Source organism: Solirhodobacter sp. (genome assembly GCF_964715405.1).
The window spans coordinates 1-15,606 of the sequence record NZ_CBAICG010000044.1; the positions used below are offsets into that span (position 1 = coordinate 1).

Sequence of the window (15,606 nt, forward strand, 5' to 3'; positions counted from 1 at the left end):
TCCGCATACCGTGCACATCACACCACCTCCATGTCCCTGATCCGCATCTCGTCGCCCGCCACCGGCACCAGCCGCCCGCCACCACACAGCGGGCAGGGATCCAGCCGGTCGTCGATCCGCACCTCCCGCAGGCAGTCGTAGCACATCGCTACCCCCGGCAGGTCGATCATCTCCAGCCTCGCCCCCTCGGCCGGACTGCCCCGCATCACCACCTCGAAACAGAACGCCAGCGCCACTTTCTCCACCCCCGCAAACCGCCCGATCTCCAGCCGCAACACCCGAACCGCCGTAAACCCATGCGCCCGCGCCTGAGCCACAACAATCTGACGCATCCCCTCCGCCAACGACATCTCATGCATCAGCGGCCCTGCTTTCCATGACCTGTGTCAAGCTGACCGGCACGCAGGGGTCAAGAATGTCGAGAACGAGCGGCGCCAGCGCGGCTTTTGCGGCGGGCAACGTGGCGAGGCTGGCCTGAAGCATGCCGCCGGGGGTCAGCAGATGGTCGGTCGGGGTGACGCGGGCAAAGGCGGCGACCCGGCCCTGATCGGCGCGGGCGCGCACCGCGTACTGGCCGCGCGCGGCGGGGGTCAGGGCGGTGCCATCCGGCGTCAGCCAAGGCGCGGGAAGGGTGCCCGCAAGACAGGCCCCGGCGTCGATCAGCCGGGCGGTGGCGCGCCAAAGCGGGCCGCGTCCGTAGGTATCGGCGATCTGGTCCAGCACCGGATGACCGGGGTGCCGCAGCGCGGTGGAGTTTTCCTGCGGCGACAGGGTCATCGCCGTGGCGGGGGTGGTGTCGGGCAGGTCGGCGACGGCCTCGCCGGGCGCGAAGGCCTCGCGGATCGCGGTCAGCAGCGGGGCGCAGCCCGCGCCTGAGGCGAGCCAGCGGTCGAACGCCCCGGCGCTGTCGGGGAAGGTTTCGGCGGGCCCGAACAGCGCGGTGGCGGTCGTGCCCGGCGCGGGGAACGGGCGGGGCGGCTGGCCCAGCAGCTTGGGCCAGGTCAGGAACAGCTTGATCAGGTGGTCACGCAGCACCTCGGCGCGCAGGCGGTCGGCATCCTCGGGCACCGGCAGGCCAAGCGCCAGATGCGCCGCCGCCGATTGCGCCGCGCGGCAGAGGTTGAAGAGCCGCGGCATCAGCGCCGCCGCCTCGGCCACCGGGCGACCGATCAGCAGCTTTTCGACCGGCAGCGGCGCCCCGGTCTCGACACGGACCGACAGCATCGCCCCCGCCCGGTCCAGCCACAGGGTGACGCCCGTCTCCATCGCTCAGCCCCCGACGCCGTCAGACGCGGCCGTCTTGCCCGCGCAAGGCAACGTGGCAGGCCGCAAGCCTGACGTCTGGACGCGAAGCGAGGGCGGGCAGGGCGACATATCACGCATGAAACGAGTGTAGACCGGCGGGACGCCTGCCACCAGCGGCGCGCTGCGGGCGCGGGTGGCCAACGGTGTCGCACCCTGCGGCTTTGGCGCGGTCAGTCGCCTGCCAGCCGGGCGGCGGCGACCAGCGCCTGCCCCAGCGCCAGCCCGCCGTCGTTTGCGGGCACCCGGTGGGGAACCAGCACCGGGAGGCCGTCGAGTTCGGTCAGGCAGAGCGCCAGCAGCGTCGCGTTCTGGAAGCAGCCGCCCGACAGGGCGACCGCCTTCGCGCGGCCCGCCGCGACCAGCGCCCGCGCGGGAGCGCAGAAGGCCCGCGCCAGCCCGGCGTGGAAGGCGGCCGCGATTTCGGCGCGGGGTCGCCCGGCGGCAAGGTCGGCGACCAGTGCGGCGAGCATCGGCGCCGGGTCGATCGTGGCACGCTCTACCCCGAACGGATAGGGCGCCGCAGTGACGCCCGCCGCCAAAGCCTCCAGCGCCATCGCCGCCTCGCCCTCGAAGCTTTGGGCGCCGCTCACCAGACCGAGCGCCGCCGCCACCGCATCGAAGAGCCGCCCGGCTGACGAGGAGATCGGCGCGTTCACCCCCGCCCGTGCCGCCTGCCGCAAGATCGCCACGGGATGCGCGGCCAGCATCCGCTTCGCCTCCGCCCCAAGCCCCGCCGCGTCGAGCCGCGCCAGCAGGTTGCGCCACGGCTCGCGGTTCGCCGCATCGCCACCGAGCAGCGGCACCGGCGCCAGATGCGCCACCCGTTCCGCCGTGCGGTAGTCGCCCAGCAGCAGTTCGCCGCCCCAGATCGTGCCATCCGCCCCGAGCCCGAGGCCGTCGAGCACGATCCCCGCCACCGGCCCGGCATCCCGCGCCCAGCCCGCATCCGCCATCGTGGCGGCAAGATGGGCGTGGTGGTGCTGCACCTCGACCAGCGGCAGCCCCTCCGCCGCCGCCCGCGCTGCCGCATGGGCGCTGGCGCGATAGCCGGGGTGCAGGTCGCAGGCGAGCGCCTCGGGTCGGTGATCGAAGAGCGCGGCATAATCCGCCTCGGCCCGCAGGAACTCGGCCCAGGTCAGCGGCTCGTCGAGATCGCCAAGGTGATGCGACAGCAGCGCCTGCCCGCGCTTGATCAGGCAGAGCGCCCCCTTCATCTGGCCACCCACCGCCAGCACCCGTCGCGCATCGGCGAACCCCGCGGGCAGCGCCAGCGTTTCCGGCACGCGGCCGCGCGCCCGGCGCAGGATCATCGGGCCCGAGGGCAGCATCCGCTCCACCCCGTCATCCAGCCGCCGCACGATGTCGCGGTCGTGCATCACGAAGGCGTCGGCAAAATGCCCGAGCTTTTCGCGCGCCTCGTCATTGCCGGTCACCTGCGGTTCGCCCGAGAGGTTGCCCGAGGTCATCACCAGCGGGCCATCGAAGGCGTCGAGCAGCAGATGATGTAGTGGCGTGTAGGGCAGCATCCAGCCCAGCACCGGCTGGCCCGGCGCCACCGCGTCGGGCAGCGCCACCCCGTGACGTGACAGCAGCAGGATCGGCGCCGCGGGATCGACCAGCCGCGCCGCCGCGGCGTCGCTGACCCGCGCATGGGCGCGGATCGTCGTCAGCGTTCCCATCAGCGCGAAGGGTTTTGCCGGGCGCCGCTTGCGCTGCCGCAGCAGCGCCACCGCGCCGTCGTTGCGCGCATCGCAGGCGAGGTGGAACCCACCGAGCCCCTTCACCGCCAGAATCTCGCCCGCCGTCAGCCGCGCCGCCGCCAGTGCCACCGCGTCACCCGGCACCTCGGCCCCGACCGCTTCCAGCCACAGCCGGGGTCCGCAGGCGGGGCAGGCCACCGGTTGCGCGTGAAACCTGCGGTCCGCCGGGTCGGAATATTCCGCCCGGCAGGCCGGGCACATCGCAAACGCCGCCATCGCGGTGCGCGCGCGGTCGTAGGGCAGCCCGGTGATGATGGTGAAGCGCGGCCCGCAATGGGTGCAGTTGGTGAAGGCATAGCCAAAGCGCCGCTGCGACGGGTCGCGGATCTCGGCCGCGCAGGCCGGGCAGGTGGCCGCGTCCGGCGTTACCCGCGTCTCGGCGCCGACCCCCTGCGAGGCCGCGATCACGAACCCCGCGGGCGCCACCGCGAACCGGTGCGCCGTGCTTTCCACCGCCTCCACCCGCGCCAGCGGCGGCGCCTCGTGCCGCAGCGCCGCCTCGAACGCATCCAGCGCCGGGCCGCAGGCGAGGATCAGCACCCCCTCGGGATCGTTCAACACCTCGCCCGCGATCCCCATCCGGTGGGCCAGTTGCCAGACGAAGGGCCGGAACCCGACCCCCTGCACCTGCCCCCGCACCCGGATGCGCCGCCCTGTCAGCATCTGTGCCTGTCAGCCCCCGCCCGCGAGGTCGGCGAGGATCGGGCAATCGGGCCGGTGGTCGCCCGCGCAATGGGCCACCAGCGTGGCCAGGGAGCCCCGCATCGCATGAAGCTCGGTGATCTTGGCGTCGATGGCGTCCAGATGCGCCTGCGCCACGGCCTTCACATCGGCACTGGCGCGGCTGCGGTCTTCATAGAGCGCCATCAGGGTGCGGCATTCGTCGATGGAAAACCCCAGCGAGCGCGCACGGCCAAGAAAGGCCAGCTTGTGCAGGTCGGCCTCGGCGAAGGCGCGGTAGCCGTTGGCCCGCCGTCTGGGGCGGATCAGGCCGATTTCCTCGTAATAGCGGATGGTTTTGGGGGGCAGACCGGCGCGGGTGGCAACCTCGGCGATGTTCATTGGCTCCTCCCGAAGCGGCGCAGGCGCAGCGCGTTGCTGACCACGATGACCGAGGACGCCGCCATCGCCCCCGCGGCCAGCATCGGCGACAGCAGCATCCCGTTCACCGGATAAAGCACCCCCGCCGCGACCGGGACCAGCAGCACGTTGTAGCCGAAGGCCCAGCCAAGGTTCTGGCGGATGTTGCGCATCACCGCGCGGCTGAGCGCCAATGCCGTTGCCACCCCGGCCGGATCGCCCGACATCAGCACGAGGTCCGCGGTCTCGATCGCCACATCGGTGCCGGTGCCGATGGCGATACCGACATCCGCCGCCGCCAGCGCGGGGGCGTCGTTGATGCCGTCGCCGACGAAGGCGACCGCGCCGTGGTCGCGCCGCAGCGCCTCGATCGCGGCCACCTTGCCCTCGGGCAGCACCTCGGCCACCACATGGTCGATGCCAAGCGCTGCGGCGATGCGATCCGCCGTGGCGCGCGTGTCGCCGGTGATCAGCGCGGTTTTTACCCCGGCCGCGTGCAGCGCGGCGATGGTGGCGCGGGCGGTCGGCTTCACCGGGTCGGACACGGCGAGGATGGCGGCAAGCTGGCCGTCGACCGCGACAAGGATCGGGGTCTTGCCCTCGGCACCCAGCCGTTCGGCGACGGCGGCGACGGCGGTGATGTCGCTGCCAGCCTCGGCCATCAGCCGGGCCGTGCCCACGCTGACGGTGCGGCCCGCAACCGTCGCGACGATGCCGAAGCCGGGCTTTGCCGTCACCCCCGTCGCGTCGGGCAGGGTCAGGCCGCGTGCCTCGGCCTCGGTGACAATCGCGCGCGCGATGGGATGTTCGGATCGCGCCTCGACGGCGGCGACAAGGGCCAGCATCGCGTTCAACTCGAACCCCGGCGTCACGCTCAGTTCGGTCAGGCGCGGGTGGCCTTCGGTCAGTGTGCCGGTCTTGTCGAAGGCCACCAGCTTCGCGCCCTCGAGCCGTTGCAGCGCGTCGCCCTTGCGGAACAAGAGGCCCATTTCGGCCCCCCGCCCGGTGCCGACCATGATCGAGGTCGGCGTCGCCAGCCCCATCGCGCAGGGGCAGGCGATGATCAGGACCGAAACGCCCGCCACCAGCGCGTGGCCCAGGCTCGGCGCGGGCCCGAAGATCAGCCAGATCAGCACCGTCAGCGCGGCGATGGCGATCACGGCGGGCACGAACCACAGCGTGACGCGATCGACCAGCGCCTGAATCGGCAGCTTGCCGCCCTGCGCGTCGGCCACCATGCGGATGATGCGGGCCAGCGTCGCGTCGTCGCCGGTGCGACTGACGCGCAGCAGCAGCGCGCCCGCGCCGTTCACCGTGCCGCCGATCGCCTCGGCGCCGGGGCCGGTTGCTACCGGGGCGGGCTCGCCGGTCAGCATGGCGCGGTCAACCCAGGAGGTGCCCTCCTCGACGATGCCGTCCGCCGCGATGCGCTCGCCGGGACGGACCTCGATCAGGTCGCCGGTGCGCACCTCCTCCACCGGCAGGTCAAGCAGCACCCCGTTGCGGCGGGTGTGGGCGGTGACGGGGGCGAGGCCGACCAACCGGCTGATCGCCTGCCCGGCGCGGCCCTTGGCGCGCGCCTCCAGCATCCGGCCCAGCAGGATCAGGGTGACAATGACGGCGGCGGCCTCGAAATACACATCCGCCGACCCCACGGGCAGCAGGCCCGGCGCGAAGGTGGCAATCGTCGAGTAGCCCCAGGCCGCCGAGGCGCCAAGCGCGACCAGCGCGTTCATGTCGGGCGTGGCACGCATCAGCATCGGGAAACCGTGGCTCAGGAACTGCCGCCCCGGCCCGAGCAGCACCGCCGTGGTCAGCGCGAACTGGATCACCTGATCCGCCTGCATCCCGATCGTGCGCATCAGCAGCGCGTGAAAGCCGGGGATGACATGCGCGCCCATTGCCAGCACGAAAACCGGCAGCGTCAGCACGGCCGACCAGAGCAGCGACCGGCCCAGCCGCCGCGCCTCGGCATCGTGGCGGGCGCTGATCGGGGTGGTGGCCTTGTGCATCGGCATGGCGTCATAGCCCGCGCGCTTCACCACGGCGGCAAGTTCGGACGGTGTCACGGCGCCGGCCAGATGGTGCACCACGGCGGTGCCGGTGGCGAGGTTGACCTCGGCCCCGGTGACGCCGGGCCAGGCCTTCAGCGCCCGCTCGATCCGCGCCACGCACGAGGCGCAGGTCATGCCGTCAACGGTCAGCGCGGTGTCGGCGGCGCCGATGCCGTAGCCCGCTTTCGTGACGGCGGCGGCCAGCGCCGCCGGATCGCTGGCGCCGGTGAAATCGGCGTGCAGCGTCTTCATCGCAAGGTTGACGCTGGCGCCCGAGACGCCGGGTACGGCCTTTGCCGCCCGCTCCACCCGCCCGGCGCAGGCGGCGCAGGTCATTCCTTCGACTTCGAGTGTGGCGGATTGGGTCATGGCGGTCCTTCCCGTGCGGGCCCGTGCGGGGTTGCCGACATGACATAAGGCTTCCCGTCACTGGAAGGTCAAGCCCCGCGCCCGGATGCCGCAGCCCTATCCGGGCCGACAGCCCGGCAGCCCCTCGCGCGCCACGGTGGCGGCGCAAAGATCGGCGAAGGCGGTGACGACGCCGCGCGGATAGCTTGCCCGGGTGGTGGCCAGCCCCAGTTGCAGCGGCCGCACACCGCCCTTCAGCGGCACGAAGGCCAGCCGCTTGCCGTCGGGCGCCTCTTCCAGCGTGGTGCGGGTGTTGATCAGCGAATAGCCGTAGCCGTTCGCCACCAGAGAGCGCAGCACCGACATGTCGCGGGTGCGCTCGGCGATCAGCGGGGCGGTGCCGATCCGGTCGAACAGGGTCAGGAAGTAGTCGGCCGAATAGGGCAGGTCGAGCAGCACCATCGGCACCCCGATCAGGTCTTCGGGCACAATCTCCGGTTTTCCCGCCAGCGGATGGCTGGGCGCGACCATCACCCAGGGCGCCAGCGTCGCCAGCGGGCGGAAGGTGATGTCACCCGGCACGGCAAGATCATAGGTCAGGCCGACGTCGATCTCGCCCTTCAGCAGGCGCTCAAGGATGTCGGCGTGGTCGAGTTCATACTGCGTGACGCGGGCACGGGGGTGGGCGGTTTCGAACGCCTGCCGCAGGGTGGGCAGGATCAGCGGCGCGAAGGTGGTCAGGCAGCCGACCGCGATCGGCCCCGAGACTTCGCCGCCGATGTCCGAGGCCAGCACGGTCAGCGCCTCGGCCTGTGCCAGCAGCTTGCGCGCCTCGCCGATCAACTGCCGCCCGGCGCCGGTCAGCACCAGCGCATGAGCATGGCGGCGCACGAAAAGCTGCACGCCGAACTCGGTTTCCAGTTGCGCGATGGCGGCCGAGATCGAGGGCGACGAGACATTGACCCGCCCCGAAGCCTGCGCGACCGAGCCGCCTTCGCCGACGGCGACGAAATATTCAAGCTGGCGCAGGGTGAAGCGAAGCGGCAAGGCGGCCTCCGGTCTTTGCAGCATCGTGGCGGCGGGGGCCTCCATGTCAAGGCCGGGGCTTTTCCCCACCGGGAAATTCGGGTTCTGTGGGCGGCGACAAGGAGACCCCGCATGGACACCCGCAGCATCCTCGACCGGCTGATCGCCTTCCCCACGGTGAGTTCCGAGCCCAACATCGCCCTGATGGACTGGGTGCGCGACCTCTTGGCGGGCGCCGGGGTGGAGGCGCTGCTGATCCCCGATGCCAGCGGGAAAAAGGCCAACCTTTATGCGACCATAGGGCCATCCGGGGTGGCGGGCGTCATGCTGTCGGGGCACACCGATGTGGTGCCGGTGGAAGGGCAGGCCTGGACCAGGCCGCCGTTCCAACTGACCGAGGCGGAGGGGCGCTACTACGGGCGCGGCGCCTGCGACATGAAGGGGTTCGTGGCGGCGGCGATTTCGGCGGCGCTGGCGGCGAGCAAGCGCAACCTGAAGGTGCCGCTGCATCTGGCGCTGAGTTACGATGAAGAGGTCGGCTGCCTGGGGGTGCGGTCGCTGATCGACCTGCTGGCGGGGGCGCCGGTGCGGCCGCTGATGTGCATCGTGGGGGAGCCGACGGGGATGCAGGTCGCGACCGGGCACAAGGGCAAGGTGGCGCTGCGGGCGACCAGCACGGGGCGCGAGGGGCATTCGGCGCTGGCGCCGCTGGCGTTGAACGCGCTGCATCTGGGGGCGGATTTTCTGAACGCGGTCAGGGACTTGCAGGCGGAGGTGGCGGAACGGGGAGTGCGCGACGGCGATTATGACGTGCCCTACACGACGATCCATGTGGGCAAGTTCAACGGCGGGGTGCAGGTGAATATCGTGCCCAATCAATGTGTTCTGGATTTTGAGATCCGGTCCTTGGCGCAGGACGACCCCGAGGCGCTGATCGCGCGGCTGCGTGAGGCCGCCGAAGGCATCGTGGCGAAGGTCCGGGGCGACTTCCCGGAGGCGGCGATCACGGTGGAGAGGCTGTGGGACTACCCCGGCCTCGGCACCCCGTCGGATGCGAAAGTCGTCAATTTCGTCAAAGGGTTGACCGGTGCGAACGGGACGATCAAGGTGGCGTTCGGCACCGAAGGGGGCCTGTTTTCCGAACGGCTTGGCATCCCGTCGGTGATCTGCGGGCCGGGGTCGATGGCGCAGGGGCACAAGCCGGATGAATACGTCAGCCTGGAGCAGATGGGGCGCTGCGAGGCGATGCTGGCGCGGCTGCTCGACCGGCTGGAGGGGGGCCTTTAGCAACGGTTAACGGGGCGCGCCGCGGCGGGCGCGCGATTTGCGAAATCGGGCGGCAAGCGGCGGAAAAGGCTGGAAAATCGGGGCACCGAAACCACACCGAAACCACACCGAAAACACACCGACGTTGAACCGACGTCGGCGCCCGGCCTGCGACAAGAAATACATATTCGACATATTGAATGTTAATGGTCGCCGATGCTATCTTGGCCCGGAAGCGCCGCCGTCGCGGTGCCAGCCAAAGGATGCTGCCATGACGCTCGACCGTGCCGTGATGTTCTTCGCCGGGGTGATGATTTTCGTGAGCCTCGCGCTGACGCTGTGGGTGTCGCCCTATTTCATGTGGTTCACCGCCTTCATCGGCGTGAACATGATGCAGTCGGCGGTCACCGGATGGTGCCCGGCGGCGATGATCTTCAAGGCGCTGGGTGTGAAGGGCGGCTGCGCGTTCCAGTGAGGGGGCGGGGTGCGCTTGGGGAAGGGCATGGTTTGGGGTCGGTTTGGTCTGCACAGAGCGTTATGTAGCCGTTCGGGGCATCCGAACGGCTTCATAGAAGCAGGCAGCAACTCCAACAGCCTGCTTTGCCTTCGTAGTGTGCTAGTGGCGCTCAGGACACGCGCGCAAGGTTTTTGATATGCCATACTTTGGCCTCGGCTAATGCGCCGCCAACCTCACAATCCTTTCGGATCATCAAAGGCAGAAGATCGACCAACTTTGGCATCGAGAGGACGCCAAGGTCTTTCAGCAGGCCGATGGCATTAGCCTCGAGTTCCGGGTCGTCCCAATTGATTGGGCCGTCTCCCGAGACGTACTGTGTCGACTCGTGCACAATCCGCTCCCATGGGTGCAGCCGCTCCGGCGTATGGCCAACGCGAATGCGCCACATCGGGCAGTAGTCCCGCGAGAACACCACCTTCGCCCCATCCCTTTCCGCCCAGATGCCATATGGGAAATACAGCCGCCACGGAATGAACAGCGGCAACGGCTCGCGGGGGCTTTTGATCTCATTGTCTCCTCGCGAGGCCGAAAAGGAAGAGCGCGTAATCAATGTGGTGGCCCCGTCGGTGCTACGAATGATGGCAGGCTCTTTCTTCTGGCCCCGCACATTTGTTTCGACCACCCATCCGGGTTCGCCCCGGCGCGACGGAGGCAGGTCAACGGCCACAAGGAGCCGCCGCCGAACCTCGCACGCATGGTTCAGGTCTGGCTCTGATGTCCCGAAAAGCCGCGCTGTCGCGATTGCGTGCTGCACATCCCCAGCCGAAATCTGCAGACCCGTCGCCAGTGCTGCGATCACGTCGACTTCAGTTTCGACGGGGACTTTCTGTTCTGCGGTGCCAGTTTGCGTCCTCGCCACCTCTTCAAGGTCATGCCAATCGCGGTAGCCGCATACTCTGGCGACCTGCTGCTGGCAGACTGAAAGCGACAAGCCAGAGGCCGCGCGAAGAAGTTTCGCAAGCTTTTTAGCCCGCGTCGTAGAATTCAATAGCATACGCATGAGGAAACCCTCACAGTGCCTATGGGTCGCGTGTCCACTTGGCCTGTTGGCACTGATTTGGGTTGTCAGTTGCCAAAACTAACCTGCCCGGAAGGCTTTGCCAGTGTGGACGGCACGGGGGGTGCTCCGTTATGCAGAGATTGGGAGTGCACCTGGAAAAAGTCAAGGGTATCGTCCAACAGCGACCGAACGGTTTATCCGTGTTGCGGACATCCACCCGCCCCCCTTGCCCGGAACAAGGCGCTTTAGCGCCGCCGGGCAGCGCCCGCCATTCGTCGGACTTTCGCCGCGCCACTGGCGCGACGGTTCCTCCTCATCCTGGGCGGGCGCTTCGTAGCTCTTGCGCGGGGCTGGGCCGGGGAGGCGGCGTTGCCATAAAGTGCAGACCGGCATCGTTGCGGCGCCCACCCGCGGTCGGACGCTGCCCTGTGGTGCGTGAGCAGGGTTTGTGGCCCGTCGCGTCTTACGCCGGTATCCGGCTCGCGATCCACTTGGCGAAGTCGAAGTTGGGGCGTTCGAGGTGGCTCAACGGCCCCGGCTCCGAGAGGCCGGCGCGCAGGCCCGCGTAGACTTTCTCGACGCAGCCCTTGTCTTCGACGTTGACGTCGTCGAGCAGCGCCTTGAGGCGGTCGAAGTGCTCTTTCGCCTTGGGGTCGGCGGCCCAGTCGGGGGCGAGGCCGCCGCCGTAGAGCACGTTGACGTGGTCGGGGCCGTCGGGCGTCAGGCAGAGATACCAGAAGTAGCCGGGCGTCAGGGTGATCAAGAGGGCGGGGTAGATCGACAGCAGCCAGGTGGTGCGGCGCTCGTCGCCCGTCAGGGTGGTGTTGGAGGGGTGGGCGAGGGTGAGGTCGAGCGCGTCGTTCTTGATGATGTAGTGGTAGTTGAAGGCGGGCAGCCCCTCGGGGCAGGTCATCTTCAGCAGGTCCACCGTGCCGCCGATGGTGCCCGCGTGGCAGACCGGCAGGTGGTAGCTTTCCATGAAGTTCTCGGCCAGCACCTTCCAGTTGGTGGCCCAGCGGAATTCCTCGCGGAACGCCTCGACGTAATTTTCCATGTGGAGGTGGCCGACGAGTTTCACGACATCGGCCAGCGCCGTTGCGGGGGCGGGGGCGTCGGGGTTGAGGGTGACCATGATCCAGCCGAGCCATTCGGTGCAGCGCACCTGCGGCAGGGCGATCTGATCCTTGCAGAAGCCTTCGTTGAGGGTCATCGCGGGCGCGCCGCGCAGGGTGCCGTCGAGGTTGTAGGTCCAGGCGTGGTAGGGGCAGACGATGGCGCGGGTGTGGCCGCGGCCCTCCAGCAGCTTCGACATGCGGTGGCGGCAGACGTTGGACATGGCGCGGACCTGGCCATCACGGTCGCGCAGCACGATGACGGGCTCGCCCGCGATGGTCATCGTCAGGTAGTCGCCGGGGGTCGGGAGGGCATCGGCGCGGCCGGCGCAGAGCCAGTCTTTGGCGAAGATGTGGGTCATCTCCTGCGTCAGGAACTCGGGCGAGGTGTAGACCGACTTTGGCATCGCATGGGCGCGTTCGAACGGCACCGCGGTGTTGGCGCGCAGTTCCTCGATCGGGGTCAGGGCAGGGTCGTGGCGGGTCATGGGCGGGCCTCCGGGCGGGGTGGTTGCAGGGTCGCGCGGATCGGGCTTCGGAAAAAGAAATGCTTTCCTTGGCGACGGCGAGGTTTTGCCTAAGGACGGTGGCGTCCGGTCAGGGCAGCGGACTGGTCTGGGACAGGAACACCTTCAGCCCGCCATGCGCGACCGGCGGGCCGGGCGGGGCGAAGGGGAGGGCGGTGGCTTTGGCGAGCGATGCGTCGGTGGTGATCAGGCCGACACGCCAGCCGCTGAAGCGGGCCAACAGCGTCTTGCCGAGCGCGCCGTAGAGCGGGAACAGCAGCTTGCGCTCGCCGATGCGCGCGCCCCAGGGCGGGTTGACGATGACGAGGCCGGGGGGGCCTTCGGGCGGGCTGAAGTCGCTGACGGACTGGGTGAGGAACGTCGTTAGGCCGGAGACGCCTGCGCGGGCGGCGTTGTCCTGGCTGGACCGGATCGCCCCGGCGTCGCGGTCGGCGCCGAGGAAGCGCAGCGCGGTGGGGTGCGGCGGCGCGGCGGCGCGCATCGCAGCCCAGGCGGCGGGGTCGAAGGTGGCGAGATGCTCGAAGGCGAAGCTGCGGTCGCGGCCGGGGAGGAGGCCCGCGGCGATCTCGGCGGCCTCGATGACGAAGGTGCCGGAGCCGCACATCGGATCGACGACGGGTTCGGTGCCCGCGTAGCCGCATTGGCGCAGGAAAAGGGCGGCGAGGGTTTCGCGCATCGGCGCCTTGCCGACCGCCTCTTTATGGCCGCGCTTGTGCAGGCTTTCGCCCGAGGTGTCGATGCTGAGGGTGACGAGGTCATCCTCGATCCGGGCCTTGATCGTGATCGGGGCCTCGGGGCCGATGGTCGCGCCGAAGTCCTCGCGCAGCGCGGTTTCGATGCGCTGGGTCGCGGCACCCGCGTGGTAGATTTTCGAGCGGGCGCAGGTGGCCTCGACCCTGACGGCGACGTCGGGGCGCAGCGTCTCGGCCCAAGGGAATTTTCGCGCGCGCTTGTCGAGTTGCGCGAGGTGGAGGGCGCGGAACTGGCCGATGCGGGCGAGCACGCGGGTGGCGCCGCGCAGGGTGAGGTTGGCCCGCCAGACCTCGGGCCAGCCGCCCGTGAAGATGACGCCGCCGGGGATGGCGGTGGCGCCCGCGAAGCCTGCGTCGCGCGCCTCGGCGAGCAGCACGGGTTCGAGGCCGGGGGCGGTGGCGAGGAAGATTTCAAAGGGGTCGGTCATCGGCAGGGGATAGCGCGAAACCGGGGGTGGGGCGAGGGGCTTTCGGCCGGGGCGATTTTGTGGCGCACCGTCGGGGCGAATTTTCTGCGAAAATTCGAGGTCTGGGGTCAGCGCAGGGCGCGGCCCTTGACGATGGCGTCGGGGCCGAATTTCGCGCGGATCGCGTCGGCGGCGCGTTCGGCGGCGGCGCGGCGGGTGGCGGCGGGGTCGAGAAGGTCGGGGGTGCGGTCGGCCATCGCATCGGGGCAGAGGTCGGACAGGCCGACGCCGATCAGGCGGAACGGGCCGAGTTCCTTCACCTGGCCGAGAAGTTCGCGCGCGGCGCGGTAAAGCGTGTCGGCCATCTGGGTGGGTTCGCGCAGCGAATGGCGGCGGGTCAGCAGGGTGAAGGCGGCGCGGCGGAGTTTGAGCGTGACGGTTCGCCCGGCCAGATCGCGCGCCTTGGCACGGTCGGCGACTTTTTCGGCGAGGCGCCAGAGGTGGCCGTCAAGCAACTCGCGGTCGGCGGTATCTTCGTCGAAGGTGGTTTCGTTCGAGATCGACTTGAGGGGGGCGTTCCGGGTGACGCGGCGGCGATCCTCGCCGCGGGCGAGGTGCCAGAGCCGGTCGCCCATCTGGCCGAAGCGGGCGCCAAGGTCCTTGCGGTCCCAGCGCAGCAGGTCGGCGATGGTGCGGATGCCTGCCGCGCCAAGCGCCTGCTGGGTGGCGCCGCCGACGCCCCAGATCAGGCGGACCGGCTGGTCGCGCAGGAAGGTGGCGGTTTCGGCGCGACTGATGACCGAAAAGCCGCGCGGCTTGTCGAGGTCGGAGGCGATCTTGGCGAGAAACTTGTTGTGGCTGAGGCCGACCGAGGCGGTCACGCCCAGCTCGGCCTCGATCCGCTTCACGAGGCGGGCGAGCAGCCAGGCGGGCGGGTGGCCGTGCAGGCGGTCGGTGCCGGAGAGGTCAAGGAACGCCTCGTCCAGCGAGAGCGGCTCGATGGCGGGGGTCAGTTCCTCCATCAGCGCGCGGATCTGGCGCGAGACGGTGACGTAGACCTCCATCCGGGGCTTCACCACGGTGGCGTCGGGGCAGAGCTTCAGCGCCTGGAACATCGGCATCGCCGAGCGCACGCCGCGGATGCGGGCGATGTAGCAGCAGGTCGAGACGACGCCGCGATGGCCGCCGCCGACGATCAGCGGCACGTCGCGCAGGGCCGGGTTGTCGCGCTTTTCCACCGAGGCGTAGAAGGCGTCGCAGTCGACATGGGCGATGGGCAGCGTGAACAGCTCGGGATGGGACAGCAGGCGCGGGCTGCGGCAGACCGGGCAGCGCGGGCTGGCGCCGTCGAAGGGGGAAAGGCAGTCGCGGCAGAGGGTGGGCATGGCAGGTGCAGTATAGGCGCCTTTGGTGGCGCCGGGGAGGGGGTGCTTCGGCGGGTGCGATTGTTCACGGGTTCGCCACAATCGGGCCCTGATTGCGCCACCGAACGGTGCTGATATGAGGCAGGTGCCGGCGTCGGTTCGCGGTTCGCCGCCCCGACGTCGGCCCGGTGGGAGACTTTGATGTCGTATCTGTTACGCCTTGCCGCAGCGAGCGTTGCGTTCTGTCTGTTGCTGGTGCCGTTGGGCGCCGGGGCGGCGACGGTGACGCTGGACCTGTCGGCGCTGGGCAGCCTCACGCTGCCGGTCGGGCAGAGCAAGTCATTCACCCTCGGGGCATCGCAGACGACGGTTGGCAAGATCGGATCACCCACCAGCGTCACCACGCGGACGACGGGGCTGACGATCACGGTCGTGGGGATGACCTCGAAAGGCGGGGATGGGATCCAGAGCCAGAACGTGAAGACCCCGACCGGGACGCAGCAGCAGATCGAGAATTTCAACCTGACAACGACCCCCGGCAAGGGCGGCGTGACGCAGGACATCTTTGCCAGCGCGCTGAACTTCTCTTCCTCGGGGGCGGGGGTCACCAACACGCTGGAAGGGACCGACGCCAGGACCGGCCTGCCGAAGGACGCGACCAGCATCGACGGCAGCGGCGGCAACGTCGATTTCATCGAGGTCATCCTGTCGCAGAGCGCCGCCGTGAGCGGGGTGAGTTTCACCGACTTCAACCTGAACAAGGGGGTGCCGAAAAGTCAGTTCGAGTGGGCCTCGGACACCAGCAAGAACGGCGTGATCGGCAATGGCGATGTGATCAGCGGCAAGGTGAACATCGCCGGGCTGAACGCCTCGGTGTTCGCCAACGCCACCAGCAGCGCCTTCCTGTTCAGCGCGACGGGGGGCAGCGACTCCTTCGCGCTCAGGAGCCTGAGCCTGACCTATACGCCGCTGATCATCACGCTGCCGCCGGGCATCGTGCCGTTGCCCGCGCCGGGGGTGTTGCTGATCGGCGCGCTGGGCGGGCTGGGCCTGCTTTCGCGCCGCCGCCGCCGGGCCTGACGCATCGC

Annotated in this window: 13 protein-coding genes; 3 read left to right on the plus strand and 10 right to left on the minus strand. The window is 69.6% G+C overall.

Translation table 11 applies throughout. The features are described 5' to 3' along the window. Positions 1-17: 17 nt before the first annotated feature. From hypA to AC11WY_RS15810, 6 genes are all read right to left on the minus strand, one after another. Positions 18-359 (minus strand): hydrogenase maturation nickel metallochaperone HypA, encoded by a 342-nt coding sequence (gene hypA / locus AC11WY_RS15785; RefSeq protein WP_482927222.1) that lies wholly within the window; start codon positions 357-359, stop codon positions 18-20. Then, the gene (locus tag AC11WY_RS15790) at positions 352-1,266 is read right to left on the minus strand and encodes a hydrogenase expression/formation protein HupK (RefSeq protein ID WP_482927224.1); all 915 of its coding nucleotides are present in this window, start codon (positions 1,264-1,266) and stop codon (positions 352-354) included. Before AC11WY_RS15790 ends, hypA begins: the two co-directional genes overlap by 8 nt. A 209-nt stretch (positions 1,267-1,475) precedes the next feature. Continuing rightward, a complete protein-coding gene (gene hypF, locus AC11WY_RS15795) occupies positions 1,476-3,728 on the minus strand; it encodes a carbamoyltransferase HypF (RefSeq protein WP_482927226.1) in 2,253 nt (750 codons plus the stop codon). Positions 3,729-3,737: 9 nt separating this feature from the next. Beyond that, the gene (gene cueR / locus AC11WY_RS15800) at positions 3,738-4,127 is read right to left on the minus strand and encodes a Cu(I)-responsive transcriptional regulator (protein ID WP_482927228.1); all 390 of its coding nucleotides are present in this window, start codon (positions 4,125-4,127) and stop codon (positions 3,738-3,740) included. Continuing rightward, positions 4,124-6,568, minus strand: coding sequence for a heavy metal translocating P-type ATPase (locus AC11WY_RS15805; protein WP_482927230.1), 2,445 nt, complete (start codon positions 6,566-6,568; stop codon positions 4,124-4,126). The genes cueR and AC11WY_RS15805 overlap by 4 nt, the downstream gene beginning before the upstream one ends. A gap of 96 nt (positions 6,569-6,664) precedes the next feature. After that, the gene (locus AC11WY_RS15810) at positions 6,665-7,594 is read right to left on the minus strand and encodes a LysR family transcriptional regulator (RefSeq protein ID WP_482927232.1); all 930 of its coding nucleotides are present in this window, start codon (positions 7,592-7,594) and stop codon (positions 6,665-6,667) included. 111 nt (positions 7,595-7,705) lie between these two features. Here AC11WY_RS15810 and argE point away from each other — a divergent pair, with 111 nt between their 5' ends. Beyond that, entirely contained in the window at positions 7,706-8,860 is a 1,155-nt protein-coding gene (argE, locus tag AC11WY_RS15815) for an acetylornithine deacetylase (protein ID WP_482927234.1), read from the plus strand. 250 nt (positions 8,861-9,110) lie between these two features. After that, positions 9,111-9,314 carry a YgaP family membrane protein gene (locus AC11WY_RS15820; protein ID WP_482927236.1) on the plus strand — a complete coding sequence of 68 codons (204 nt, stop codon included), beginning with the start codon at positions 9,111-9,113 and terminating at the stop codon, positions 9,312-9,314. A 151-nt stretch (positions 9,315-9,465) separates the two neighbouring features. Here AC11WY_RS15820 and AC11WY_RS15825 read toward each other — a convergent pair whose 3' ends face one another. From AC11WY_RS15825 to AC11WY_RS15840, 4 genes are all read right to left on the minus strand, one after another. Beyond that, complete coding sequence (locus tag AC11WY_RS15825; RefSeq protein ID WP_482927238.1) at positions 9,466-10,356, minus strand: hypothetical protein; 891 nt, start codon at positions 10,354-10,356, stop codon at positions 9,466-9,468. 463 nt (positions 10,357-10,819) lie between these two features. Then, entirely contained in the window at positions 10,820-11,956 is a 1,137-nt protein-coding gene (locus AC11WY_RS15830) for an aromatic ring-hydroxylating oxygenase subunit alpha (RefSeq protein ID WP_482927240.1), read from the minus strand. Between the two features lie 109 nt (positions 11,957-12,065). Next, the gene (locus AC11WY_RS15835) at positions 12,066-13,175 is read right to left on the minus strand and encodes a THUMP domain-containing class I SAM-dependent RNA methyltransferase (RefSeq protein ID WP_482927242.1); all 1,110 of its coding nucleotides are present in this window, start codon (positions 13,173-13,175) and stop codon (positions 12,066-12,068) included. Between the two features lie 107 nt (positions 13,176-13,282). Next, on the minus strand, positions 13,283-14,539 hold the full coding sequence (locus tag AC11WY_RS15840; RefSeq protein ID WP_482927244.1) for a DNA polymerase IV: 1,257 nt from the start codon (positions 14,537-14,539) through the stop codon (positions 13,283-13,285). Between the two features lie 180 nt (positions 14,540-14,719). Here AC11WY_RS15840 and AC11WY_RS15845 point away from each other — a divergent pair, with 180 nt between their 5' ends. Then, the gene (locus tag AC11WY_RS15845; RefSeq protein ID WP_482927246.1) at positions 14,720-15,598 is read left to right on the plus strand and encodes a hypothetical protein; all 879 of its coding nucleotides are present in this window, start codon (positions 14,720-14,722) and stop codon (positions 15,596-15,598) included. The last annotated feature ends 8 nt before the right edge of the window (positions 15,599-15,606 follow it).